The following is a 24,492-nucleotide window of genomic DNA, read 5'->3' as shown; positions in this document are numbered from 1 at the left end:
GTAGTAATCCGTACTGAACATATTATACATTATTTTCAGTATAGTTGAGCTTATTATTGACTAGAGTCATGCTCTCAGCTTGGCACTCAAGGCTCCAGGGGGGACGTGGACTCTGGCGACAGGATCCCGTTCGCGTTGGCGGGACGAAGTCCTCTGAAGCCGGCATCGCCGAGCCGCAACCCCTGCAAAACTTGGGCAACACGACGCCAGGGATCCAGCCGTTCCGCTCGCGGAAGCAGGACGGAGTCCTGGCTGCTTTGAGGCTCTGGAAAAGACTGCTCAGAGGGGGCGGGATCCCTTTCCTCCAGCCTCAGGGAAAGCTGCTGCAACTGCATGTAGATGCTGTTCACGGCCAGCATGGCCAAGACCGTGCCAAAAAACTTGGTGCGGGATCCCATAGGTCAACCCCTGTGCGAGAACAAGAGTAGGGTCGTCGCCGGTGCGTTAGCTCCACCTTAGCTCACAGGTTTGGCTGGCTGTTGCGAGAAAATAAACCTGTTTGCACCAGATCCTGCAAAGCCCTCGGGTCAAGATCCGCCGCCAAGACGATGACTACTCCACGAAAGCCAACCTACCAGCACCTGCACACCGCCCTTTGGGTAAGCGATCTGGCCAGAGCCGAACATTTTTACGGAACGGTGCTTGGGATCCCCAAGGTGGAACGGTTGCCGTTTGACTTTCCCGGCGCTTGGTATCAAGTGGGTTCCTCCCAAATTCATTTAATCGTGGCCGAGGAGCCGATGGATCCACGGCAGCGAAGCGGAACGGGATCCTCAAAGTGGGGGCGTAATCCCCATGTGGCGCTGGGGGTAGATGACTTGGAAGCGGTGAAGGCTCGCCTGCGGCAGGAAGGGTATGAGGTGCAACCGAGCGCTTCCGGGCGAGCGGCAGTGTTCGTCCGGGATCCGGATGGGAATGTGATAGAGCTAAGCTCGATTAGCGCAACTTAGCCATGAGCCATCTCCCCTCAGCAATGCCGCCGGTTGCAACAGCGTTGCGTAGCGATATGGGTTCTCGTTGCCAGTTCAATCCGGCCATCAGCCTGGTCAGTTCCGCACAGATGCAGCGCATTGAGGAGCAGATCTTCTCTGCCGGCATGCCCGTTGCCGCTCTGATGGAGAAGGTGGGGCTGGCCGTTGTTGCTCAGTTGCAGAAGGATTTTCCGCAAGCCCATCGCATTGGGATCCTCTGTGGGACAGGGCACAACGGTGGCGATGGGTTGGTGGTTGGGCGGGAGCTATGGCTGGCCCAAAAGTCGGTGAAGGTGTGGCTGGGCAAGCCAGAACTCAAGCCCCTGACGGCAGACCACGCCCGCTATCTCAAGGCGCTGGGGGCAGAGTTTGTGGAGAGTCTTGAAGAGCTGGCCGATTGCGATTTGTTAATTGATGCCCTGTTTGGGATCGGTCTGAACCGGCCTTTGGGGGAGCCTTGGGCGGGGGCGGTGGGGTGGGCCAATGGCAGTGGGATCCCCATCCTTAGCCTGGATTTGCCGTCTGGCCTCAACGACCAAACCGGGGAAGTCTGGGGCTGCTGCATTCGCGCCAGCCATACCTATACCCTTGGCCTTTGGAAACGGGGGCTGTGGCAGGAAGCAGCTCTGCCTTGGGTAGGACGGTTACGTCGCGTTGATTTTGGGATCCCCCCTTGGGCCTACCCAGAGGTGGAGGTTCCCCGGTTGTTGCTGCGGCCTTGGCAGCACTTTCCCGCGGATCCCCCTTTGGATACCCACAAATACCGTCAGGGATCCCTGCTAGGGGTGGCAGGCTCGGCGGCCTATGCCGGGGCGGCCCTGTTGGCGGGGCTGGGATCCCGCGCCAGTGGGGTGGGTATGGTGACGATGGCGGTGCCGGCGGAGTTGAAAGGACTGATCCACAGCGCCTTGCCAGAGGTTTTGGTTCATGCCTGGGAAGGGATCCCTTCTCTGCCGCCGGTTGCCGAGAAACCCTTTCAGGCGGTGGCCGTGGGGCCGGGCTTGGGAGAAACCCGCTTACCGCTGCTGGAACTCCTGCTGCGGGATTGGGCCGGGATCCCCTGGGTTATCGATGCCGATGGCCTCAATGCTCTGGCGGAGATGGGGGTAGAGCGCCTGCCAGAAAACGGGATCCAGGCCATCCTCACCCCCCACCTGGGGGAATTTCGGCGGCTTTTTCCGGGGATCCCGCTTGGGGATCGCATCGAGGCAGCCCAAAGGGCGGCAGCCCAGAGTGGAGCAGTGGTGGTTTTGAAAGGGGCGCGGACGGTGATCGCCTCTCCCACTGGGGAATGCTGGGTGAACCCGGAAAGCACACCGGCTTTGGCCCGCGGTGGCAGCGGCGATGTCTTGACCGGTTTGATCGGGGGCCTAGTGGCGCGAAGAAGAGCTCAAGCCGGTCAACCTTTGGACGCTCCCGCCCTGCTCAGTTGCGCCTGTGCGGGGGTGTGGTGGCATGCTCAGGCGGCTGTCCATCTGGCGCAAGAACGCGGCCTAACGGGAGTGGATCCGGCACGGCTGGCGGAGCATTTGCCCCAGGCGCTGCAAGCTCTTCAACAGGAGGAAGTTGTTCATACCGTGTCGCAGGCGGGTGAATAAATACTCTAAGTCATAGCCCAAGCCTTCCTGCTTGCTCCTACCCTCCACTAGGGGTCACCCGGTAAAGGGCACAGGAATAGAATTCTGGCTGGTTACTCGAAAGCCTTGGACAGGCCACCAAACCAAAGCCCGCATCCTCCACCACTATCTTCTCCGGCTGCAAGCTAAAATCCTGCGGGATCCGGAAAATCGGACTCAGGGATCCCTGAGGGGACACCCGTGCCAACCCACTGCGCCAAGACCCTTCTGCATTTTCCAAAAGACGACTCTGCCCCAACAAAGCCACTAAGTTGGCTCCTTGTAGGTCAATATCCCGGATGGGTACAGAATCTCCACCATTTTGTTCTCGTATCACCCGCCCATCCACCACTACCGCTAGCCCCTGACTGGGATTGGCCTTGAGAATACTCGGATTCCCTTGGTTATTGGCCAGAAAATAATACTCCTGCCCGACGAGCTTGGTTGCGGAGTTATCCGAGATAAGCGAAAACCCAGGCGGGAAAAAAGCACTCAAATCCATCACCTGAGTGGTTTGCCCTGTGGCATCCACCTGCAGCAACTCCTGACCACAACAGGAACGCAGCCAATCCCGACTTTGCCGAGCCATAATCACCGGGAAGCTATACCGGGTGAAAACGACGCTATTGCCCACCTGAACGAGGTTGGATAGGTATTCTGCAGTTCCTCTTCCGAAGGCCCCAAATGGGAGATCATCCACAAACGTCGAGACTTGGCCCTGGGCATTCACTTTGTTCAAAACCCCCACATTCCGGGTTCCAACCCCTGCATCAAAGCTCCGAGTGCCTTTCAGCAGCATCACCCCATCTTCAAATGCACCGATTCTGCGGAACCACTCTGAATAGCCTGGCCATTCATTTTTTTCTGCATTGTTTGACCAAGAAGATTAATTAGAGTTTCTTGGACATTAAACCTTTGCAATAGTGGCCTTAGAATATCATTTGCATTTGGGGCTTTTAGAAGAACACGAGCATATTGCCACGCTTGAGGGTCTGACAGTTCTGGCAGTGCTTCCCGAATCTTGAGTGCAATGGATGCAACGATTTGAAAGGTTGGGTTGTCTGCTGCTTGAGTTACATTTCCAGACGCAGTTATTCCTCCCAAAGCCATGTTGTAAGCAAGCCGATAGTTTGCGATGTCTTGCTCGAACCCAATGTTGTCTTTGAGTCGGATCAATACATTCTCTTCATTTCCTCCAATGGCAGCAATGATCGTATCAAGATTTTTTTCTGCGTCATCTATTGCAGTTGCTAACCCGTTAATATAATAGATTCTAGACTTAAGACTAGACTTAAGAATAGATTCAGTAGTATTGAAACCTAGGTTGGGAGAAACGACTGAGTAGATAGTTGATTTGTTCGGTAATGAGCAAGACTTGAGAATCAGTACAGACAGGCAACAGCACAATAAAACAACAAGACGAACAGTATTTCGACCGAACATCCATTTATCCTCACTAATCTAGCGAATTGGGTCAGTACATGTCCATTCTTCTGCGCCAACGACTTGTCCAGAGAACTTGGCATCAACTGTTAAATCTGCAATGACTCTTTCTTGAGTGTTAAGCATTTGAAATTGCACTTCCCTTACTGCCTCAGCAACCTCATCAATGAGATCAAATTGATCAACTCCGCCGAATGCCAATCTTGCACATCGAATTGCTCGGAAACGATCAAGCACTCTTGCACGCACTTGGTCGCGACTATCTCTATTTACATTCACGATGTTTGCCTGTAAAGCTTTGGCGTATCGCAGCATGGCCTTCCGCTTCAGCTCATCATTGGGATACCGGCGGTAAATCCAGCGCTGCACATCATCACGCACGCCATCTCCATCGGCATCAATCCCCTCCAAAGTTTGCTTGCCCGCCTCCCCTGGATCCGGTGGCAAATTCGGAAACAATCTATCCAGTTCATCGACCGGGATCATATCTGGAGAGGGATCCTCACCCGGCACAAATCCAGTAGTGGGATCAGGATTGGGCTCTTCTTCTGCACTGGGGGCAGAACCTCCCCCGCCACTGCACCCACACAGCAACACCAACACAGAAGAGAGCATCAACATAAGCAGTATCCTGAGGCCGTTCATAATCGCCTTGGTTCTAGCAATTCAAGCGGCGCAAGTGACCCCCACAGGGATCCGGCAATCCTTCTATTGGAGCTACAAGCAACACAAAATTAGGGCAGGGATCCCTAGAAGGAACTCTCTCAGGAGGATCTACCGTTCATCACCCGACAAGAGCAAGACTGGATTTGCAGCCTGATGCTCAAGTAGAAACTAACATCTGCTTCAACAAAGTGCAAGTGCGCTGCAACACACAGGCCCAATCTTTAGATTCGTCAGCGTATGATACGGAGCCCTTTTTTGAAGGGGAGAACCTTTAATGGCTGAATCCATCAAGCCAGGTGGTGAGGTCAATCAACGACTGGAACTCCAGCAAGGCTAGACCCAGCTCTTCCAAGCGCTCCACCGATAAAGACCGAATCTGAGCCTCCACCTCCTCAGGCAGGGATCCCATTTTGCCAATCTTCTCAGTGGGAAAAGCAGCCAGAAAGGAGTGACCACCTCAGGGATCCCCGTGGATTGTAGTTGACTGAGCTTGATTAGGGTCTTAGGAACCCCAGCGCTAAACCCAAGATAATAAACAAGCCAAAGCCAATCCGATAAACAATGAACAGCCAGGTGCTGCTGCGCTGCAAAAACTGAATCAGCCAATCGATAGAGAGATAGGAAAAGACAAAAGCAGAAAGAGTGCCCAACCCCTGCGACAGCAGCGCCTCTGCCCTGAACTCAGAGATCAACTCTTCTACCCCCGCCAAAAAGAGCGCCGGGATCCCCAGCAAGAAGGAGTAGCGAGCGGCAGCCGAGCGCTGCAAATTGAGCAACAGCCCCGCCGTCAGCGTCGAGCCGGAGCGCGACACCCCAGGGATCAGGGACAAAGCTTGGGCCAGCCCTACCCAGATCCCATCCCAAATGCCTAAGCTGTGAAGGTCTCGCTGGCGTTTGCCCGTTTGCTCTGCCCAGCCCAACAACAAAGCCAAGCCAATGGCTGCAGTGGCGATCACCCACAACTGGCGGGGCGGGGATCCCCAAATGGCCTTGATGGCCCAGCCGGCAACCACAATTGGCACTGTTCCCACCAGGATCCCTACCAGCAGCCGCCAAGGCTCCTGCTGGAAATCTCGTTCTCGCCAGGCTTTCCAGGAGCCCAGGAGCAACTGGCGCAGGTCAGAGGCAAAGTAGATCAGCACCGCCCCCAAGCTGCCCAACTGGATCACCGCCGTAAACGAAGCTCCCGCATCCGGCCACCCCACCAAAGCCGGAAACACCCGCAGATGGGCCGTGCTGCTAATGGGAAGAAATTCGGTGATCCCTTGCACCATGCCCAAAATTAGAGCCTGCCACCAATTGGGATACCAGGTGTCAGCAAGCAACAAGGTAAACACTCCCCCACCCAAACTTGCCGGATTTGCACAATCCCCATTCTTAGAAAAACTCAGAACTCCGGCTTTTTCCAGCAGCCCATACCACGGCGAACAAACACTTGGAGAGGGATCCCACCCCAACTGGCCGGGAACTTGGGTGTCGCTGTCCCAGACCCGCAAAAGGGCTGTGCCTATAGGATCGCCGCAAAGATCAACAGTAGGTCAGATCATCGGGTCAATAGATCAGAAGCCAATCCGCTCTGGGTCTTCAATGGTAATCAGCCAGTTGCCCACATTCCGGAAGAGGGGGTTGGGTTCCGTACCCCGTACCCGCGCCTCCACCCGATAGATGCCGGCAGACGAGGGGTTGCGCACATTGGAGAGCACCAGACGGATCTCCTGACCGGCAGCAATGGGTTGACGGGCCACCACCTCTAGAGAGCGAAACTCCTCGTTCCAGTACACTTGATCCAGCTCTACAGGCCGGCCTTCTACCTCCAGGCGGACACTTTCCGGATCGATGCGGCCATCGAAATTCCTGTCCCCGTTGATCTGCACTTCTGCCACCGCCACATTCTGGGGGGGAATGGTCAGGCGATAGCGATCCAAACGACTGCGAACCCCGCCAAAATCGAGCCGATAGCTGAGGACAGGTACCCCTTCACTGCCGGTGATCACCAAACCCGACTGCGCCTCTGCAGAATGGGGCACCATCAGGGATCCCAGGCTCCCCATCACCAGAACCGCCAAGGCCAGCCTCATTCCTCGCCGAGCAAGGCCAAGTTCCTGCGAACATTTCCCTGCTCTCATCACTGCTCTCAACACCCAAACCTCCGCTGGTTGAAACACCTCAGCACCTTCAAAGCTCACTAGCGCGGCCTGTAGACAGCCTGACCGATGGCAAGCAAGGCCGACGCCTCGCCGTCCATTGTAGAGGATGGGATCCCCTCTACCGAGAGAGCTTAAGGCTTATCGAGGTGCGGAAGTGCGTAGTTCGTCCAGGATCCCAGACAAAAACTTTGGGCCGCCACACCCACGGTGCAGCTCCCACGCAACGCTGATTGCGACCACAAGGTGACCTTCGGTGGATTGGCCCTCGCCCTTCTACGGCTTCACTTGAGGAAACTCAGCACCCCCACCCCGATCACCATCAGCACCCAGAGCAGGGATCCCACCAAAATCACATTCTTGGCCCGGCTCCAGTCGCTGGCTGAGCTGTAGAGCACTGGCACCGCCACCACCAAGAGCAAGCTGTAAAGCACCAACACCAACAAAGCAATTTGGAAAACAAGCATCATCTTGCGGATCCCTCACAAAAGTCTTGTCTTGGATAAAAGCTCCCGGTAACACCGGATGGCAGCAGGATAAATAGGATGACGCTCTGACTATACCAAAATAGGATCCCTCTCAAAGCCAAATCCGTTGGGGCAGTTGATGGACTCACCTGGATACAGGCTGGAGGCGGAAGGGGTTAAAGTCGGTTGCCACATCGAAGTAGTCTTCTTGTTCTTGCTGCTTTAGCCAGCCGGTAATGGCATAGGTCAGGGGCGTAAACGCCACCTCAACGGCACACTTGAACACATAGTTGGAGAGTATTAAGCTGCCCAGGCCGGGGAACACCCCCCAAAAAGCCAAAGTGACAAACAGACCCGTGTCCACCGCTTGGCCCACCAGGGTAGAGCCGATGGTGCGTGTCCACAGCCACCGTCCCCGCGTCCACACCTTCATCCGGGCCAGTACATAGGCGTTGGCAAAGCTGCCTCCCCAATAGGCGATTAAGCTGGCCAGGACAAGGCGGGGCGTCAGGCCCAGAATCTGGTCGTAGGCTTCTTGATAGGGCCAGTCGGGGGCGGCCGGCAGGGATCCCACGATCATGAACGTTACCGACATGAGGGCCGCCGAGATAAATCCCAGCCAGATCACCCGTCGCGAGCGGGCATAGCCATAGACCTCCGTGAGGATGTCGCCAAAGATATAGCTGAGGGGGAAGAGAATGGTGCCCCCGTCAAAGGTAAAGGGCCCCAGAAGAACGATCTTGGTCGAGGCAATGTTGGAAATCAGCAGCACGGCCACAAAGAGGGCCGTCACTGCATCCAGGTGCCGATAAGCTCGCTCAAAAACCCTCTCAGACATCAGGATCCTCCTAGAAGTTTACGGATCTGTCGCAGCTCCTTGACGATCAAGGCCAAACCCTGGGCATGTCGCTCCACTTCGCCGGCGAGCTTGCTGATCTGGGCCTCCAGATTGCTGCTGCGGGATTCCTGACGCGCCAGGCGTTGGTTGATCCCAGAAAGCCGCGCCACCACCTCCCGCTGGATCAAGTTTTCCGTACCTTGAATCAGCAGCGTCTCGATGGCGGTGAGCCGGTTCAGAATCAGTTGGGTGTTGGTTTCGGATCCCGGCTCCGGTGCGGCGGCAGGAGCGACCTGGAGGGCCTTTTGGATGCGAGCCAAAAGGGCATCTGCCTCAAACGGTTTCTCGATAAAGTCAAAATCGACAAAGGGCTCAGGGATGCGGGCAGTCACCTGTTCCTTCAGCCCCGACATCATGATGATAGGAGTATTTTTCAGACTGTCTTCGCGGCGGATGGCCTGCAAGGTGTCGTAGCCATCCATCTTGGGCATGACAAAATCCAGCAGGATCAGGTCGGGGTGATGTTTTTTGGCCGCTTCCAGCCCTGTCAACCCGTCTTTGGCCTCCACCACTTGGAACTGATCGGCCAAGATGCTGGCCACCATCTTGCGAATCATGATGCTATCGTCAATGACCAACACCGTCTTGGTTGTCATGCTGAGGCGCTCCCTCTTCCCATTATCAAATCGACCTGATCAGCCCCTTCCTCCAGCTCATAGGGCAATCGGGGACATCCTTTTGAGGACACCACTAGAGTACTCCCCTGCTTGGCCAGATGGGGTGTGCTCAGGGATCCAATTCCGCCAGGTTTTCCCCGCGCCCAGCGGCTGCCGGCCCGGCGTGGCCGCCTTGCTATAATTAAGTGTAAACAAACGTTAAGCCTTCATTCTTCATTCGCACCTTGCAGGGTTATGAGCCTACAACTAAGTCCTGAGCTGTCGCTGCCGATCCCATCTCCAGTTGGAGAAGCTGCCTACCGCGCTTTTCAGTGGGGCAAAAACATCTTCGGCTTTGCCCACAAAGCGCTCTCCACCCAAGCTTCAGATCTGATGCTCTCCGTGCTCAGGGATCTGCAAAGCTTCTCCTCCGGGAGGACCCCGCCGCCGCGGGCCAAGGTGCGGGTGAGCGCTGACACGCTACAGGTGTTGCGGGCCCGTTACGAACAACTCCTGCAAGCGGACTGGCAAGATGCTGAGGCAGGGTACTACCCTCACGCGCTCCTGTTCGACAACCCCTGGCTGGACTTTGCCCGCTATTACCCACAGGTGTGGTTGGATTTGCCGCAAATTACTCGGCGGGTTCACAGCAAGCGTTACCAAGAGTTTTCTCAAGACATCTCCACCGAGGGCTATCCGAAATACTACCTGCAAAATTTTCATTACCAAACCAACGGCTACCTGAGCGACAGCTCGGCTGAGCTTTATGACCTGCAGGTGGAGCTGCTGTTTGGGGGCACAGCGGATGCAATGCGCCGTCGGGTGATTCGCCTGCTCAAAGATGCCTTGGATCCCACCTTGGTCAGCCCCCACATCCTCGATGTAGCCTGTGGCACGGGGCGGATGCTGCGCCTACTGCGGGGATCCCTGCCCAAAGCGGCTTTGTACGGTCTGGATCTTTCCCCCGCCTATCTGCGCAAGGCCAACCGACTGCTGCAGGAGCTGCCGGGGGAGCTGCCCCAGCTTATCCGCGCCAACGCCGAGGCCATGCCCTATGCCGATGCCACCTTTGACGCCGTCATCAGCGTTTTTCTCTTTCATGAGCTGCCTGGCCCGGCCAGACAAAATGTCATCAACGAGATGAGTCGGGTGGTGAAGCCAGGGGGCGTGGTGGTCATCTGCGACTCGGTGCAACTGCTGGATTCGCCAGAGCTGAAGGAGACGATGGAAGCCTTTATGCAAACCTTCCACGAACCCTACTACCGCGACTACATCCACGACGATCTGGGGGTGCGCCTGCAACAGGCAGGCTGTGCGGTGCTGCGCCGGGAGACTCACTATGTCAGCGCCTACACCCTAGCCCGTAAGGGTTGAGCGCCCTTTCCACAAGCTTAAGAGGAAGAGTAAATCGGCGGTCACTTGTCCAGAGGGTGTATAGTAGTTTTAGACACGAAACCTTGGATGAGAAGACGGGCCACTGACTGGATAACCCTTGGGTGCAAGTCCGTCCGAACTCTTTTCTTGTACTTAGGCTCATGTCCCACCCCCATGGATCCCTCCGCGCCGGTATCACTGCTCTCAAGCAGGAGCGCTACCTGGAGGCGATCAACCTTCTCGAGTCCTTCTGCTACTGCTGTTCCATCCAAGAAAGACAAGAGAGTTTGTCCCGCCGCCTGAGCGAGCGCAATGGCTCGAGGGCAGATCCGGAAGAATGCGTTTTGGCTCGTGTGGCTCTGATTATGGCTTATCAGGGCAGCGGCGACTTGGAGCGCTCAACTGCCCTTTGCCAAGAGCTGTTGGAGGAGAAGGAAACTCCTGAGTCCGCTCCCTGGGCTCGGGAATGGGCAGCTCAGGCTCTACCTACCCTCAAGCAGGCTTCAGAACACTCCATGCCCCCTGAGGAAGTCATGGCGCGGCTACCCGTTCTCCGGCAGTTGGAAGACTGTCAGCCGCTGTGTAGCTCCCGCGATCCGGCTCCGCATCTGCTCAAATCTGCCTCTCTCTGAGGGAGAGGATCTGCAAGGAGCGGTGGACGCCCGGCTCTAGCCTTTATTCTCAACACAGTTCCACAGCAATCTTATGTCTGCTGCCGAACCGACTACCTATCATTTTGTCGTTGCCAGCCTGTCTTTCTTACGTTCTGAGCCTCTGGAAGAGGTGCTGGAGGAGCGTCGTCGATACTGCGAGGAGCGCCATTGCCCTGTCGATTTCTTCTGGGTGCCCCAGCCGGCCTTCATGGAAGCTCCAGAGTTAAAGCCCCTGCGGGACAAGTTGAAGGAGCCCCTGGGGGCAGTGGTATCCACCAACGCGGATTTTATTCGTTGGCTGAGCCTGCGCTTAACCTTTGTAGAGAAGGGCAGCTTTGTGGCTCCCAGCGAGTCGATCCCGGATCCCTTGCGCTCCTTGTCTGCCGCAGGAAGCTAGGCCTGCCGATTCCCAAGATTTGGGTTGGTGGATTGGAAGGCGGGCCAAGATAAGATCGGGGCACCCCATTTCCACTTTTGTTTGCTGACGGGATCCCATTCTGTTGTGGGGCCGACGTCGGGGAAATGGGTAGGTCACCTGGGGAGCATCATGACTTGGGAGCAACGATGGGGCTGGCCGGAGGGAGGGGCAGGGATCTGCCACCCCAGTTCCCCTCTCCAGAATCCCCCACCTGCGTCAACGCCAACTTGGGGGCTGAAGTCAGAAGCTCTCTTGCCTGAGCCGACAGCAAGCCCCGCCCTCAGCTCGCCGGAGTGTTCTCCTGGGGATCCCCTGCCAGAGCCACCCCCTGAGGATCCCGAAAAGGGGCAAAAAGCAGAGAAGGAAGATCAAGGTCTGTCTGAGCCGGGCCTGAGCAACTTTGTAACCGTGCTGCGCCGGCGCAATTTCCTGCTGCTGTGGATGGGGCAGGCGTGTTCCCAGTTGGCGGACAAGGTGTTGTTGGTGCTGCTGATTGGGTTGGTTGCCCGCGAATTTCAGCCGGAAGGGGCTTCCATCAGCGGTTGGGTCTCGGCCATCATGCTGGCTTTTACGCTGCCGGCGATGCTATTGGGCAGCCTGGCAGGGGTATTTGTGGATCGCTGGCTGAAAAAAGGGGTGTTGGTGCTCTCCAACCTGGGGCGTGGGATCCTAGTGCTGCTGTTGCCGCCGCTGCTCTGGCTCACTGCCGGGCGCGACCTTTGGCCGGGGATCCCCTTGGGGTTTGCGGGGCTGTTGCTGGTGAGCTTTGCCGTCTCGGTTCTGACCCAGTTTTTTGCTCCTGCCGAGCAGGCGACTTTGCCCCTGATCCTGCCGAAGCGAGAGCTGCTGGCGGCCAACTCCCTGTACACCACCACGATGATGGCTTTGCTGATCGTCGGGTTTGCCGTGGGGGAGCCGCTGTTAACCCTGGCAGATCGTTGGGTACGCCATTGGTTGCCGGGCTGGGAAGTGGGGCCGGAGCTGTTGGTGGGGGGAGCCTACCTCTTGGCGGGATCCCTGCTATTGCTGCTGCAACCCCACGAGAAGCTAGAGCCCCGGCGTTGGGAAGTCCCCCACCTCTGGGAAGATCTCCGCTTGGGCCTGCAATATGTCAGCCAGATGCCCCTGATCCGAGCTGCCTTGGTGCAGGTGGTGGTGCTCTACTCGCTGTTTGCGGCGCTGGCAGTGTTGGCGGTGCGCATGGCTGAAGTGATGGCAGAGCTGAAGCCGGATCAGTTCGGGGTGTTGTTGGCCGCTGCTGGCCTAGGCATGGGGATCGGCGCCTTTTGGGTGGGCCATACGGGCCGACGGGTGAGCCGCCGCGCCTGGGTTGGCCTGGGATCCCTGCTGCTCTGTGGGGCTCTGGCAGCCCTATCCTGGACGACCCACTGGTTGCTGCCCAGCTTGGGCTGGATTGCCCTGTTGGGCTGTGGGGGGGCTTTGGTGGCGGTGCCGATGCAAACCTTGATCCAAGAGGAAACGCCTGACCATCTGCGAGGCAAGATCTTTGGGCTCCAGAACAACGCCGCCAACATTGCCCTCAGTTTGCCGCTGGTGTTCACGGGATTGGCGGAAGCCCGCCTTGGCCTTCCCTGGATGTTTGTGGCCCTGTCTGTTCTGGCGGGGCTGGCGGGGCTGTACACCTGGAGCCTATTGGGCAGAGAGGTCTCGTAAATCCTGCCGCAGCGCGAGGTTGGATATCCTCTTCCGAGGGGACGGGCCAAGGCAGGAGCTAACTCTGCTACTCTTGTAGAGGCTTGAGCATCGAGACTCCCTTTGCAGCTCAGCGTTTTAGCTCCGCGGGGATCCGCCCATGCACATCGCCTGGATAGGCAAAAAAACACCTTTCTGTGGCAACGTCACCTATAGCCGCGAGGTGACCAACGGCCTTTTGGATCGGGGACATCAGGTTAGCTTTTTTCACTTCACCAACGACGGCCAATCGCCCGCTCTGGATCCCGGTGGTGAAGGCTGGAGGGCGGAGCTGGATCGTCGAGACGTTTCCCTCCCCTGTCTGTACAAGTCGCAGATTTACACGATCCCGGCCCCCAACGCCAAGCGGTTGCTCACCCAGGCCCTCAAGGAATTGCAGCCGGATCTGGTACATGCCTCCTTGACCATTTCTCCCATCGACTTTGTGCTGCCGGAGATCTGTGCTGAGCTCAACCAGCCGCTGGTGGCCACCTTCCACCCGGCCTTCGACCGGCGGCGGCGCAACATCGCCTCTCGCACCCAATACTTGGCCTACCAGCTCTACGCCCCGTGTTTGGCCAACTATCACCGCACCATTGTCTTCTCGGAAACGCAACGGGAGATCTTGGTCAAACTGGGGGTGAGCCCCCAGCAGGTGGTGGTCATTCCCAATGGTGTGGATGTGGACAAGTACGCGCCTGGGCCCTCCACCCTCAAACAGCGGTTGGGACTGGAGCGGATCTTCGTCTATCAAGGGCGGGTCTCGCCGGAAAAAAACCTGGAAGCCCTACTCAAGGCTTGGAAACACGCCCAAATGGGGGAGAAGTGTGGTCTGCTGATCGTGGGGGATGGGCCACTGCTCAACACCCTCAAGCCCTGCTACACCCTTCAACATGGGATCCACTGGCTGGGCTATATTGCCGACGAGCAGCAGCGCATCGAGATCTTGCGAGGGGCTGATGTGTTTGTTTTGCCCTCCTTGATCGAGGGGCTCTCTTTGTCGCTGCTGGAGGCGATGGCCTGTGGGGTGGCAGCGGTAGCCACCGATGTCGGCGCTGATGGAGAGGTTTTGGCCGATGGAGCTGGGATCCCGCTGGATCCGACACGGGTGACAGCAGAGCTGCAAACGCTGCTGCCTTTGCTGCGGGATCAACGGGAGTTTACCCAACTGCTGGGGATGAAGGCCCGCCAGCGGGTGCTGGAGCGCTATACCCTCAGCCACAACCTCAGCCAGGTGGAACAGCTCTACCGAGAGCTGTGCCAGGGATCCCGTCAGCATCGCCGGGTGTGAGGGATGAGTGTGATGAAGCTTGTGATATTTTTGCTAAGCTGTTTCGTTACGTTTCCAAGGGATTAACGCCAGTCTTCCCGATGGATGATCACAGCCCCCAAAAGGCCGTTTTAGGGCAGCCCCCTGCCGGGCTGTCAGATTCTTTGTGGTCAGAGTCCTTGCTGGCCCAGGATTCGGGCAAAAATCCCCTCCCCCCCAATGCTCCGTCGCTGTCGCCCACGGACAATTCGGGGGACTTGCGCTCAGCTCAGACCGGCCAGGATGAGGATCCCACCTCTTCAGGTGCCGTTGCGTCCGATGATAGAGAGCTGCCGGAGGTCAAGCCGGCCATTGTGCCTGCCCCTGCAATGCCGGATCGGGTGGCAGAACTGGAGAGAGAACACCATCGGATGCAGTATCTGCTGGCGTGGCTGGCTTTTGCTCTGCGCTCTTTTAACAACTTGAACCAGATCCTGGAGCTGACGGCTTTTGTGGCCAGCCAACTGACCGATGCCGAAGGCGGAGCCCTGGTTTTGTTCAATCCCAACGGCACCATCCAGTTGGATCAACTGCATTGCTCTGATCTCAATCACCGCGAGCAGATTCGGGCTGAGATGGAGCAAATTACCCAGACCCTCTCGGCTCAAGAGCCCATTCTCAAAACGGAGGGATCCCTGTCTGTTAAGATCCCTGCCCTTGAACACCTCTTGGACGAACGGTTCCGCCAGAGCTTGGGGCCGGATGTACGCCTTTTCGGCACGCCGCTGCTGATTCGCAACTCTGTCCAGGGTCGCTTGTACGTCTTCAGCCGTCAGCCTGGCTACCACTGGGATGAACGTCGCCAACAACTGTTGCGCTTGGTCGCCGATCAGGCAGGGGTGGCCATCGAAAATGACCGCTTGACGGCAGCCTTGCGCCGCAAGATGGCCCTGGAAAAAGAAATGGAGATTGGCTCTTACATCCAGACCCAACTGCTACCTCGGGAGTGCCCTCAAGTCAAGGGGATTCGCCTGGCAGCCCGTTGCCGGGTGGCCAGCAAAGTGGGGGGCGACTACTATGACTTCATCAAGATTCCCGGCGAACGCCTGGAAACATCCGACTCATCTGAAGAAACGGCAGGCTTTCGCTTGGCCATCGTCATTGGGGATGTGATGGGCAAAGGGGTGCCCGCCGGCCTGTTGATGACCATGACCCGCGCCATGGTGCGGGCGGAGGCCCTCAACCGCCATTCGCCGGCCCGTGTTCTGCAACATCTGAACCGGGCCATGTACAGTGACCTGGAAAACTCCAATCGCTTCATCAGCCTGTTTTATTCGGAGTACGATCCCCGCTCCCATCGCCTCTGCTTCAGCAACGCGGCCCACAACCCCACCCTGTGGTGGCAGGCCCGCACCCGAGAAATTCAACCCCTGGACACAGAGGGGGCGCTGATCGGCTTGGAAGAAAACAGCCACTACTCGGAAAGCTGCGTGCAACTGCAACCCGGGGATGTGGTGGTGTACTACACCGATGGCTACACGGAGACAGCCAACACCCGCGGCGAGCGCTTGGAAACCTCTGGGCTGATGGACGCCATCCAGTACGCTGCCCGTCGCTACGACTCCCCCGAAGACATTTTGGAGAGCTTGTTTGAGCAGATGGATGCCTTCCGAGGCCGTCGGGGATCCCATCCTCTTCCCCTATGGCTGCCTGCGGATCCAGAGCTCCTGTTGCAGGATGAAATTTCCCTGCGGCCTGAGCCCGTGGACGACACAACGCTGGTGGTGTTGAAGGTGTTGCCCGACTCCGAGCCAGCCTAGCTAAAAAAGTTCAAACTCAGGGTTAATGACAGCAGGCCGCAACGCTCACAATAGCTCAAGCAAGCTACTCAACGCTACTGGGCTGGGCAGCAACGGTGGGTTGGTTGACGTGGTTTTGCCGGACTACTAGGCTAGTTGGTTAGTTCTGGCATGCGTTCTGCATGGGCTAAAGCCTGCTCCAGCTTTAGTCTGTGTGGCTCTCTCAGAGAGCAAGGAGCGGCTACCTGCAGCTTGCGGGGAAGTCACGCCTGTGGAGATCCCTCTGGCGGGGCAGTGGGGGTGATCTCTGCTGCCAGCCATAGTTCGTTAAGGCAGGAAGAAAGCAGAAGCGCGGCAGACGCTGAGCACTCCGCGCCGCCGGTGCGAGTGGAAGTGTTTGTTGGCGTTTCGTAGGTCTTTCAGAGCGGTACGCTCTAGCTGGTGGAGCTACCAGGTTGGCTGCACTGTGTTATCTACACCTGAGGTACAACCATGAACTTCTCTCCTTCTGGGTCTGAAACCGCCTCGGTTTACTTGCCGGCCCCCGCGGCTTTCCAGACGGAAATGATTGTCGGGCAGGTGTTCCGACAGGATGTGCTGGGCGATATCCGCAAGGGTTGGAATGGCTTTGTGGAATCGGGCCAAATTTGGGCGCTTTTGATAGGGATCGTAGTGGGCTACATGCTCAAGAGCATCACCAGCTCCCACTAGGGCCTTGTCACCATTGCTCTAGCTGGATCCATTGGGCCTGGGCCGGCGGGGTTTTGGCCGTCGGCGGTCGGTTTCTGTGTTTTTTCTCCACAACTGCAGTGGGGTCTTCCTACGGTGGTCAATCCTTCTCCCCATTCTTCCGGTTCCCAGCCAATGTCTGAGCCGACGGTAACTTCCACCCCTCGCCCCTGGAGCCAGCGCTTTGAGGGATCCCTGCATCCTGCCATTGCCCGCTTCAACGCCAGTATCGGCTTCGACATCCGCCTGCTGCCCTACGATGTGGCCGGATCCCTGGCTCATGTGCAGATGTTGGCCGCTTGTGGCATCCTGACCCAGCAAGAGGCCGACCAGATCCGGTGGGGATTGGAGCAGATCCAACAGGAAGCGGCTGCCGGCACCTTCCGGCCCGATCCAGAGGCAGAGGATGTCCACTACGCCGTCGAGCGTCGTTTGGTGGCTTTGGTGGGGGAAGTGGGAAAAAAACTGCATACCGGGCGCTCCCGCAATGACCAAGTGGCCACCGATCTGCGTCTCTATCTGCGAGATCAGATCGATCACCTTCGTCAAGCCCTCTGGGAGCTGCGCGGAGTTTTGTTGGACTTGGCCGAGCAGCATCTGGAGACAATCCTGCCCGGCTACACCCATCTGCAACGGGCTCAGCCGATTAGCTTGGCCCACCACCTCTTGGCCTATGAAGAAATGTTCTGGCGAGACTGGCAACGGCTGGGGCGGGTGCGGGAAGAGGTGAATGTCTGCCCCCTCGGATCCGGGGCTTTGGCCGGCACTTCTCTGCCCATCGATCGGCAGCTCACCGCCCATCTGCTGGGATTTGAGCGGATCAGCGCCAACAGCTTGGATGCCGTCAGCGACCGGGACTACCTGGTGGAGTTCCACGCTGCCGCCAGCTTGATTTTGGTGCATCTCAGCCGCCTCTCGGAAGAGATGATCCTCTGGGCTTCCCAGGAGTTCGGCTTTGTCACCCTCACCGATGCCTGTGCCACCGGCTCCAGCCTCATGCCCCAGAAGAAAAATCCCGATGTGCCGGAGTTGGTGCGCGGCAAGGCGGGGCGGGTGTTTGGCCATCTCCAGGCTTTGTTGGTCACCTTGAAGGGGCTGCCGCTGGCCTACAACAAAGATCTCCAAGAAGACAAAGAGGGACTATTCGACACGGTCGATACCCTGAAAGCCTGCCTAGAGGCGATGACCCTTCTGCTGCGGGAAGGGATCCAATTTCAACCTGAGCGCATGGCGGCTGCTGTGCAGGAAGATTTCTCCAACGCCACCGATGTGGCCGACTACTTGGTGCGCAAAGGGATCCCCTTTCGCACAGCCCATGATTTGGTGGGGCAGATTGTGCGCATTTGTTTGGCAGAGGGGATCCTGCTGCGGGATCTGCCCTTGGAGCGCTGGAAAACCTTCCACCCGGCCTTTGAGGCGGACATTTTGACGGCCATTGAGCCCCGCCAGGTGGTGGCCACGCGGCTCAGCGCCGGGGGAACGGGCTTTGCTGTGGTGCGAGAAGCCCTGCAACGGGCCCAGGCCCGCCACCAGCAGCCAGAGCCATCGGAAGAAACTCCACAAACTTAAACTGAACTCAAGGAGAGTTTGCAATTCTTGGGTTCTTCTCGCCAGTGTGTGCCATCCTGAGGTTCTCAGCCATCCAACGCAACTCCCAGCCTGTTGGCCTCTTCCCTGGGTATCGTTCCATGTTGGATAACCTCACCGCCCACGTCCTCGAAAATGCGGCCAAGCGTCGCTGGCGGGAACGCGCCTACAGCCGATTTTTGCAAGATTGGCGACGGCAGGTGGTGCTGCTGCGCCGTCAACGGGCCGGCGAATTTGGCCCACCCCTGGGGGATCCCTCTTGTGTTTTCAGTGCCCACTCGGCTTGGTTGCGCTGTGCCGTCCATCCCCAAGGGCCGTGCCAGGGTTGCCCCCACTATGCCCCCGTCACCCCTCCAAAGCCAGAGCCACCTCTGGGTTCACTCGATGGACGGGTCTGACCGCGCCACACTGGTGGCCGAACATTTTCAGCAGCGGCGGCCTCTGCGGAACGGCCTGCCCGTTGCGCCCCAATGGCATCCGCTGTAGCTAAGTTGAGGGATCCCCGGCCAACTTGTGCCAGAATAAAAGAACGGTAACTCCATCGGCAAAGGCGAGATTCATGGCCCTCTACCTCTCGGCAGACCACCTTCACAGCATCCGCCAGCACGGCGAACAAGCCTTTCCCCACGAGGGCTGCGGCATTTTAATTGGGGAAATCCGGGGATCCGACAAGATCATCCACGAGCTTTGGTCGGTGACCAACACCTGGGATCAAGCGGAAAACCCTCTGGCAGACGGGGAATCCAGCCGCCGCCGCTTTTTGATCGATCCGGCGGATTTCAAGCGGGCCAACGACCACGCGGTGCGCAAAGGGCTGGGGATCCTGGGCACCTATCATTCCCATCCCAACCATGCGGCCATTCCCTCCGAGTTTGATCGGCAGCATGCTTTTCCCTGGGGCTTTTCCTGTGTGATCGTCAGTGTGCGCGAGGGCAAGGCAGAAGAGGTGGTGAGCTGGGTTTTGGATGAGCAGGAGCAGCCCCAACGGGAGCCGATGCAGATGCTGGAAGACATTCGCATCCCCCCGCTCCCGGCTTTGGCAAGCTAGAGTCGTTTGGGCTTTGCCGCTGTTTGAGGCTGAAGTTCACGGCTAAGTTCAGTTGGGATCCTTGAAAGCTGGGATGGGTACCACCGGAAAAAGCGGTAGTCTAGTGCTGAACCTTGTCTGTAAGATAGCTGAATCCTCAAAGTCAGTAGACAGCCCCAACAAGATCGACAAACGGATAGGTCAGCCCAGATCCTCTGGATCCTCAAAAGTCTCCAGTAGATACCCAAGATCTCTCCCCGAACTCCCATGGCAACCAAAGTTCTGATCCCCTCTCCCCTGCGCCCCTACACCGACAACCTGGAAGCTGTCGAGATCGAGGGCAGCAATGTTGGCGAAGTGATGGGCAACCTCATCGCCCGCTATGGCGAGCTGAAGCGCCACCTCTACACCGAGGATGGGAAGCTGCGCAATTTTGTCAATGTCTACCTCAACGACGAGGATGTGCGCACGTTGCCCCAAGGCAACAACACCCCCGTGGGAGAACAAGCCGTCATCAGCATCGTTCCCGCTATTGCTGGAGGGTTGTGAGCATGTTGAACCTGGACACCAGCCAAGTCAGCCTCTCCCGCGAGGAGATGGAGCGGTTTTCTCGGCATTTGATCCTGCCCGAGGTGGGCCTAGAAGGACAGAAGCGGCTGAAAGCGGGCAAAGTGCTGTGCATCGGCACAGGCGGCCTTGGCTCGCCCCTGTTGCTGTACTTGGCGGCAGCCGGCGTGGGGCGGATCGGCATTGTCGATTTTGATGTGGTGGATGTGTCCAACCTGCAGCGGCAGGTGATCCACGGCACCTCCTGGGTGGGCAAGCCGAAGGTGGAATCGGCCAAGAACCGCATCCTGGAGATCAACCCCCACTGTCAAGTGGATGTTTACAACACCGCCCTGAAGGCCCACAACGCACTGGAGCTGTTTGCCAACTATGACGTGATTGTGGATGGCACCGATAACTTCCCCACCCGTTACCTGGTGAACGATGCCTGTGTGTTGACGGGCAAGCCCAATGTCTACGGCTCGATCTTCCGCTTCGAGGGACAAGCGACGGTCTTCAACTACGAAGATGGGCCCAACTACCGGGATCTCTACCCCGAGCCGCCCCCACCAGGACTGGTGCCCTCCTGCGCCGAAGGGGGAGTGTTGGGGATCCTCCCCGGCATCATCGGTGTTATTCAAGCTACCGAAACCGTGAAGATCCTGCTGGGCGTGGGCACAACCCTAAGTGGGCGGCTGCTGCTTTACGATGCCCTGAACATGAGCTTCCGGGAGCTGAAGCTGCGCAAAAACCCCGCCACTCCTCCCATCACCCAGCTTATCGACTATGAGCAGTTCTGCGGGATCCCGCCAGCCCAAGCCACAGAACAAGCTGGCCAGACAGAGATCCCCGAGATCACTGTGGCCGAGCTGAAAGCGCGGATGGATGCTCACCAAGACTTTGTGTTGGTCGATGTGCGCAACCCAAATGAGTGGGAGATAGGCCGGATCCCTGGTGCTCACCTGATCCCCCTGCCCCAAATTGAAAACGGCGACGGGGTGGAGCAGGTGCGTCGCCTCCTTAACGGCTCAGAGCTGATCGTCCACTGCAAGAGTGGGGCACGCTCGGCCAAAGCCCTGAAGATCCTGCAAGCTGCTGGGATCCAAGGAAAAAACCTGCGCGGGGGGATCCTCGCCTGGGCAGAGGCTTACGATCCCTCGATTCCCAAGTACTGACTCTGTCTTGGGATCCCTACCTGTCGCCCGGTTTGCTCTAGCATAGATCCGGCAGATCCGGTGCCCAGAGCCGGCTGTGCCAGGTTTTCCCTTTTTGCGTCCCCTTTTCCATGAGTGCCATCCCGCAGGCCGAGACAGAAACGATCTTCCACTCCATCCCCGAAGCCCTCGAAGACCTCAAGTGTGGTCGCATGGTCATCGTGGTCGATGACGAAAACCGAGAAAACGAAGGGGATCTGGTCTGTGCTGCCCAGTTTGCCACGCCCCAAGCTATCAACTTCATGGCCACCTACGGGCGGGGCCTTATCTGCCTGGCCATGCAGGGATCCCGCCTCGATGAGCTGAAGATCCCGCTGATGGTGGGGCAGAACACCGACAGCAACCAAACTGCCTTCACCGTCAGCATTGATGCTGGGCCAGAGGCTGGAGTTTCCACCGGCATTTCCGCCGCCGATCGCTCTCGCACCATTCAGGCGGCCATTCACCCGCACACGCGACCGGAAGATCTGCGCCGGCCTGGGCATGTCTTTCCGCTGCGGGCACGGGAGGGCGGAGTACTCAAACGGGCTGGCCATACGGAAGCAGCGGTGGATCTGGCGATGTTGGCCGGGCTGTATCCGGCAGGGGTGATTTGCGAGATCCAAAACCCGGATGGCTCCATGGCCCGCCTGCCCCAGTTGATCGAATATGCCCGTCAGCACGATTTGAAGATCATCACCATCGCCCACCTCATCGAGTACCGCTTGCGCACCGAACAACTGGTTCACCGAGAGGCTGCCGCCACCCTGCCAACGGAGTTTGGCCAGTTTCGGGTTTACGGCTACCGCGATAGCCTCAACCAAGTCGAGCACCTGGCCCTGGTGAAAGGGGATCCGACCCAATTTGCCGCTGAGCCCGTCCTGGTGCGCGTCCATGTGGAGTGTCCCCTAGGGGATGCGCTGGGATCCCTGCGCTGCGATTGTCGCCGCCAATTGACCGCCGCCCTGAAAATGATCGACCACCAAGGCAAGGGGGTGCTGGTGTACCTGCGCCGGCAAGAGCAGGAGCTGAGTCTCATCGAGCAAATCAAGTCCTACGCCCGGCAAGATCTGGGACTTTCTGAAACCGCGCCACCGGTGGCGATGGACTTGCGCGATTACGGCATCGGCGCCCAGATCCTACGGGATGTAGGGGTGCGCAAAATGCGCCTGATCAGCAACACCTCTCGCCACATCAGCGGCTTGAAAGGATTTGGCCTGGAAGTGGCCGAGCGCGTGCCCCTGCTGGTGGAAGAGCCGGATCTCAATTTGCATGTGGAGCCGTCCTGTTCCCTGAAACTGTTGCTGCACGACGCTGGCGCAACCGATTCCGGCTCAAGCCTGTAGCGCGTTGTAGGGCCGAGGGCTGCGGTAAAACAAAGGCTGGGGTGCAGCCGGCTCGCCGTCCACTACATAAGCCTTGGATCCCCAGCCCCAGAAAGACCAGAAAGGACGTTCGGGCCCCGATGGAGCCGTCATTGCTATGCGACGCTTCCGCGCTGGTGACAGGGGTGCGGAGCACTGGCGCGCCGGCGAGACGGAGTCCCTGGCTGTGGGGCTCAAGAGTTGCTTCGGCAAGACGGGAATGTCGGATCCCACCTGCGACCACACTTCATAGCCCTGAGGGCGCACCACCACCAGGCTGATCAGGGATCCGTGATCCATGTCGTAGCGGCAACTGGCGATGGCCTCTTGCAGCTGAGAAAAGCCCCGGTTGAAGACGTAAAAATGGTCTTGGAAGCGGATGGCCTCCCAGAAACCTTCCCGTGTAACCGCCACATGGTCATGATCGGCGGAGGCGTAGTCGAGGATCACCATGCGTGTAAAGACTGATCAGCGATAAATCAAAATGAGAGAGCTTTTACCGTATTTTCACTTAAGCACGATCTTGGGCAGCCTGTCATCCGCAAAATGGCTCACCTGCAACAAGGCTTAATGCGTTTCTTTACTCTGCAAACCGCTGCCGCCCGCCTCTCTATCCCCTCCGGCTCCAGGGATCCCACCCAGTTCCCGTCGCAGCTCGGCCATGGCTGCTTCTCCGATGTGGGGGGTGGCACAGACCAAGTTGGGTGTGCGGATTAGATCGGCTCGGGCTTGGCGCACCAAGACCCGCAGGGTGGGGTAGCTGGCCTCATCGCAAATCAGCGTATGGGCGCGGCGGATTAGGGATCCCACCCGTTCCGTATCCGAGATCACTGCCGTCAGCACCAGCAGGTCTCCCCGCAAACTGTGGACGATCACCTCGGCAACCTCCAGCAGGGCAGTGCTGATGCTCACCAGCCCCAGACAGGCGTAGGAAGGCAATTGGCGGATCAGGGCAATTTCGCGGGCGTAGTCGGACACCTCCACTGTCAGAACACGGGCCCCCCGGGGTTGGGCAATGGCCTCGACGGCGCTGAGAAAATAGCGGAGCGTCACCACAGTGCCGGAATGGATCTGATCCAGAACGGTGGCCAGCTCCTCCAGGGGCACCAACTGGACCCGGATGCCCAAAGTCTGCTGGATTTGCTGGGCCATCAGTTGTCCTGTACCCAAATCCCGGTTGGGCACACACACCAGCACTTGGGCACTGCAGCGCAATCGCCAATCGATCTCCGCCAGCAGCAGATCCCGCACCTGCTCCAAAGAAAACCCCTGCTGCAGCAGCTGGTCGATGCCCTGGCGCACCTGCTCCAGGACCTGTCGGGATCGATCCAGGTTTTCCCCCAGGCCGCGAGAGTAGTTAACCACCTGGCGGGCGGAGCGGCTCACGTAAATGCCAGATCCAGCGCGGGTTTCCACCAGGCCCATAGCCTCGAGTTGGTGGTAAACCTTGTGGATGGTATTGCGGTGCAGGCCTGTTTGCATAGCCAATTGACGGGTGCTGGGCAGGCGGTAGCCGGGAGGAAATTGCCCGCAGGCGATGGCGAAGCAGAGCAAATTAAAAAGCTGTACGGAGCCAGGGATCCCGCTCTCCGGCTGGATGGAAATGCGCATCATGGCCCGTTTTTCTCCCTTTGACAACGCCGTTGCGAGCCCGTTTCTGGGCTACGTAAGAATCCCTCGACTTCAGTCGGCGGGAGTGTCAACTGCCTGCAAGATAGCGCCGACGCCGGATAGACAAGCTCCAGAGGAGATCGGGATTGAGAGCCCTATTCGGGGATGCGGTGCATCCGGCTGGGATCCCAACTTAAAGTCACCTCCGTCCCTTCCGGTAGCTGCCGCGAATTCAGGCCGGGGTTGGGTTGCACAGCCAAAAGTTTCACCTCACAGCCCGACACCCATACCTGATAGCGAATGAAAGCCCCTAGATAAGCAGTGTCGCAAATCCGTCCCCGCAAGCGGCAGTGGCCATCGGGGATCCCTTCTTCAGCTAGAAATCGCAGGAGCCCCGCACTGTACCCGTAGGGTCACTGCCGGGAGGAATGCGCTTTGATGAAGTACAA

At 58.2% G+C, this 24,492-nt stretch carries 27 protein-coding genes and 1 pseudogene; 15 read left to right on the top strand and 13 right to left on the bottom strand.

Translation table 11 applies throughout. The features are described 5' to 3' along the window. Positions 1-86: 86 nt before the first annotated feature. Entirely contained in the window at positions 87-398 is a 312-nt protein-coding gene (locus NW842_RS11855) for a hypothetical protein (protein ID WP_414416626.1), read from the bottom strand. Between the two features lie 150 nt (positions 399-548). Between NW842_RS11855 and NW842_RS11850 the strand changes: the two genes are divergently transcribed. Beyond that, a complete protein-coding gene (locus NW842_RS11850) occupies positions 549-950 on the top strand; it encodes a VOC family protein (RefSeq protein ID WP_041436641.1) in 402 nt (133 codons plus the stop codon). Between the two features lie 56 nt (positions 951-1,006). Then, a complete protein-coding gene (locus tag NW842_RS11845; RefSeq protein ID WP_414418095.1) occupies positions 1,007-2,569 on the top strand; it encodes an NAD(P)H-hydrate dehydratase in 1,563 nt (520 codons plus the stop codon). A gap of 37 nt (positions 2,570-2,606) precedes the next feature. Here NW842_RS11845 and NW842_RS11840 read toward each other — a convergent pair whose 3' ends face one another. The 9 genes from NW842_RS11840 to NW842_RS11800 form a co-directional block, all read right to left on the bottom strand. Next, positions 2,607-3,386 (bottom strand): hypothetical protein, encoded by a 780-nt coding sequence (locus tag NW842_RS11840; protein WP_414418094.1) that lies wholly within the window; start codon positions 3,384-3,386, stop codon positions 2,607-2,609. Then, on the bottom strand, positions 3,386-4,030 hold the full coding sequence (locus NW842_RS11835; protein ID WP_414418093.1) for a hypothetical protein: 645 nt from the start codon (positions 4,028-4,030) through the stop codon (positions 3,386-3,388). The genes NW842_RS11840 and NW842_RS11835 overlap by 1 nt, the downstream gene beginning before the upstream one ends. 18 nt (positions 4,031-4,048) lie before the next feature. Next, positions 4,049-4,651 carry a hypothetical protein gene (locus NW842_RS11830; RefSeq protein ID WP_414418092.1) on the bottom strand — a complete coding sequence of 201 codons (603 nt, stop codon included), beginning with the start codon at positions 4,649-4,651 and terminating at the stop codon, positions 4,049-4,051. Positions 4,652-4,967: 316 nt separating this feature from the next. Continuing rightward, complete coding sequence (locus NW842_RS11825; RefSeq protein WP_414374584.1) at positions 4,968-5,105, bottom strand: DUF4351 domain-containing protein; 138 nt, start codon at positions 5,103-5,105, stop codon at positions 4,968-4,970. Positions 5,106-5,190: 85 nt separating this feature from the next. Then, the gene (locus NW842_RS11820; RefSeq protein ID WP_414418091.1) at positions 5,191-6,024 is read right to left on the bottom strand and encodes an undecaprenyl-diphosphate phosphatase; all 834 of its coding nucleotides are present in this window, start codon (positions 6,022-6,024) and stop codon (positions 5,191-5,193) included. A 231-nt stretch (positions 6,025-6,255) separates the two neighbouring features. Continuing rightward, positions 6,256-6,774 carry a DUF2808 domain-containing protein gene (locus tag NW842_RS11815; RefSeq protein ID WP_414418090.1) on the bottom strand — a complete coding sequence of 173 codons (519 nt, stop codon included), beginning with the start codon at positions 6,772-6,774 and terminating at the stop codon, positions 6,256-6,258. A 350-nt stretch (positions 6,775-7,124) separates the two neighbouring features. Then, entirely contained in the window at positions 7,125-7,310 is a 186-nt protein-coding gene (psbZ, locus tag NW842_RS11810) for a photosystem II reaction center protein PsbZ (RefSeq protein WP_011433643.1), read from the bottom strand. Positions 7,311-7,452: 142 nt separating this feature from the next. Beyond that, a complete protein-coding gene (locus NW842_RS11805; RefSeq protein WP_414374579.1) occupies positions 7,453-8,145 on the bottom strand; it encodes a queuosine precursor transporter in 693 nt (230 codons plus the stop codon). Further along, positions 8,145-8,801, bottom strand: a complete 657-nt coding sequence (locus tag NW842_RS11800; RefSeq protein ID WP_414374578.1) for a response regulator — start codon at positions 8,799-8,801, stop codon at positions 8,145-8,147. The genes NW842_RS11805 and NW842_RS11800 overlap by 1 nt, the downstream gene beginning before the upstream one ends. A gap of 255 nt (positions 8,802-9,056) precedes the next feature. Between NW842_RS11800 and NW842_RS11795 the strand changes: the two genes are divergently transcribed. From NW842_RS11795 to ribB, 13 genes and pseudogenes are all read left to right on the top strand, one after another. Next, positions 9,057-10,175: a class I SAM-dependent methyltransferase gene (locus tag NW842_RS11795; protein ID WP_011433647.1), complete on the top strand. Its 1,119-nt coding sequence runs from the start codon at positions 9,057-9,059 to the stop codon at positions 10,173-10,175. A gap of 161 nt (positions 10,176-10,336) precedes the next feature. Then, positions 10,337-10,807: a hypothetical protein gene (locus NW842_RS11790; RefSeq protein WP_011433648.1), complete on the top strand. Its 471-nt coding sequence runs from the start codon at positions 10,337-10,339 to the stop codon at positions 10,805-10,807. A gap of 73 nt (positions 10,808-10,880) precedes the next feature. Further along, positions 10,881-11,225 carry an MgPME-cyclase complex family protein gene (locus NW842_RS11785; RefSeq protein WP_414329330.1) on the top strand — a complete coding sequence of 115 codons (345 nt, stop codon included), beginning with the start codon at positions 10,881-10,883 and terminating at the stop codon, positions 11,223-11,225. Between the two features lie 150 nt (positions 11,226-11,375). Then, on the top strand, positions 11,376-12,920 hold the full coding sequence (locus NW842_RS11780; protein WP_414374576.1) for an MFS transporter: 1,545 nt from the start codon (positions 11,376-11,378) through the stop codon (positions 12,918-12,920). A 139-nt stretch (positions 12,921-13,059) separates the two neighbouring features. Next, on the top strand, positions 13,060-14,229 hold the full coding sequence (locus NW842_RS11775; protein ID WP_414418089.1) for a glycosyltransferase family 4 protein: 1,170 nt from the start codon (positions 13,060-13,062) through the stop codon (positions 14,227-14,229). Positions 14,230-14,309: 80 nt separating this feature from the next. Further along, entirely contained in the window at positions 14,310-16,007 is a 1,698-nt protein-coding gene (locus NW842_RS11770) for a PP2C family protein-serine/threonine phosphatase (RefSeq protein ID WP_414388236.1), read from the top strand. 471 nt (positions 16,008-16,478) lie between these two features. Next, positions 16,479-16,697 (top strand): hypothetical protein, encoded by a 219-nt coding sequence (locus NW842_RS11765; RefSeq protein ID WP_414418088.1) that lies wholly within the window; start codon positions 16,479-16,481, stop codon positions 16,695-16,697. 153 nt (positions 16,698-16,850) lie between these two features. Further along, entirely contained in the window at positions 16,851-18,284 is a 1,434-nt protein-coding gene (gene argH, locus NW842_RS11760) for an argininosuccinate lyase (RefSeq protein WP_414418097.1), read from the top strand. Between the two features lie 119 nt (positions 18,285-18,403). Beyond that, positions 18,404-18,700 carry a DUF6464 family protein gene (locus NW842_RS11755; RefSeq protein WP_414329336.1) on the top strand — a complete coding sequence of 99 codons (297 nt, stop codon included), beginning with the start codon at positions 18,404-18,406 and terminating at the stop codon, positions 18,698-18,700. A 161-nt stretch (positions 18,701-18,861) separates the two neighbouring features. Beyond that, positions 18,862-19,350 carry a M67 family metallopeptidase gene (locus NW842_RS11750; RefSeq protein ID WP_414418087.1) on the top strand — a complete coding sequence of 163 codons (489 nt, stop codon included), beginning with the start codon at positions 18,862-18,864 and terminating at the stop codon, positions 19,348-19,350. A 246-nt stretch (positions 19,351-19,596) separates the two neighbouring features. Continuing rightward, positions 19,597-19,878 carry a MoaD/ThiS family protein gene (locus NW842_RS11745; RefSeq protein WP_011433658.1) on the top strand — a complete coding sequence of 94 codons (282 nt, stop codon included), beginning with the start codon at positions 19,597-19,599 and terminating at the stop codon, positions 19,876-19,878. A gap of 2 nt (positions 19,879-19,880) precedes the next feature. Beyond that, a complete protein-coding gene (moeB, locus tag NW842_RS11740) occupies positions 19,881-21,050 on the top strand; it encodes a molybdopterin-synthase adenylyltransferase MoeB (protein ID WP_011433659.1) in 1,170 nt (389 codons plus the stop codon). Positions 21,051-21,193: 143 nt separating this feature from the next. Continuing rightward, a pseudogene (gene ribB, locus NW842_RS11735) lies at positions 21,194-22,342 on the top strand (3,4-dihydroxy-2-butanone-4-phosphate synthase); the annotation flags it as partial. Positions 22,343-22,402: 60 nt separating this feature from the next. On the opposite strand, the gene NW842_RS11730 reads toward ribB, so the two are convergent. From NW842_RS11730 to NW842_RS11720, 3 genes are all read right to left on the bottom strand, one after another. Beyond that, positions 22,403-22,885, bottom strand: a complete 483-nt coding sequence (locus NW842_RS11730; protein ID WP_414418086.1) for a hypothetical protein — start codon at positions 22,883-22,885, stop codon at positions 22,403-22,405. Between the two features lie 114 nt (positions 22,886-22,999). Then, the gene (locus NW842_RS11725; RefSeq protein ID WP_414418085.1) at positions 23,000-24,046 is read right to left on the bottom strand and encodes a GntR family transcriptional regulator; all 1,047 of its coding nucleotides are present in this window, start codon (positions 24,044-24,046) and stop codon (positions 23,000-23,002) included. A gap of 152 nt (positions 24,047-24,198) precedes the next feature. Beyond that, positions 24,199-24,408 (bottom strand): TOBE domain-containing protein, encoded by a 210-nt coding sequence (locus NW842_RS11720; RefSeq protein ID WP_414418096.1) that lies wholly within the window; start codon positions 24,406-24,408, stop codon positions 24,199-24,201. Positions 24,409-24,492 lie beyond the last annotated feature (84 nt).

This window comes from Synechococcus sp. R55.4 (assembly GCF_047461935.1).
Lineage (GTDB): Bacteria > Cyanobacteriota > Cyanobacteriia > Thermostichales > Thermostichaceae > Thermostichus.
Note: the sequence above shows the minus strand (reverse complement) of the source record. Positions and strands in the feature narration are given on the sequence as shown.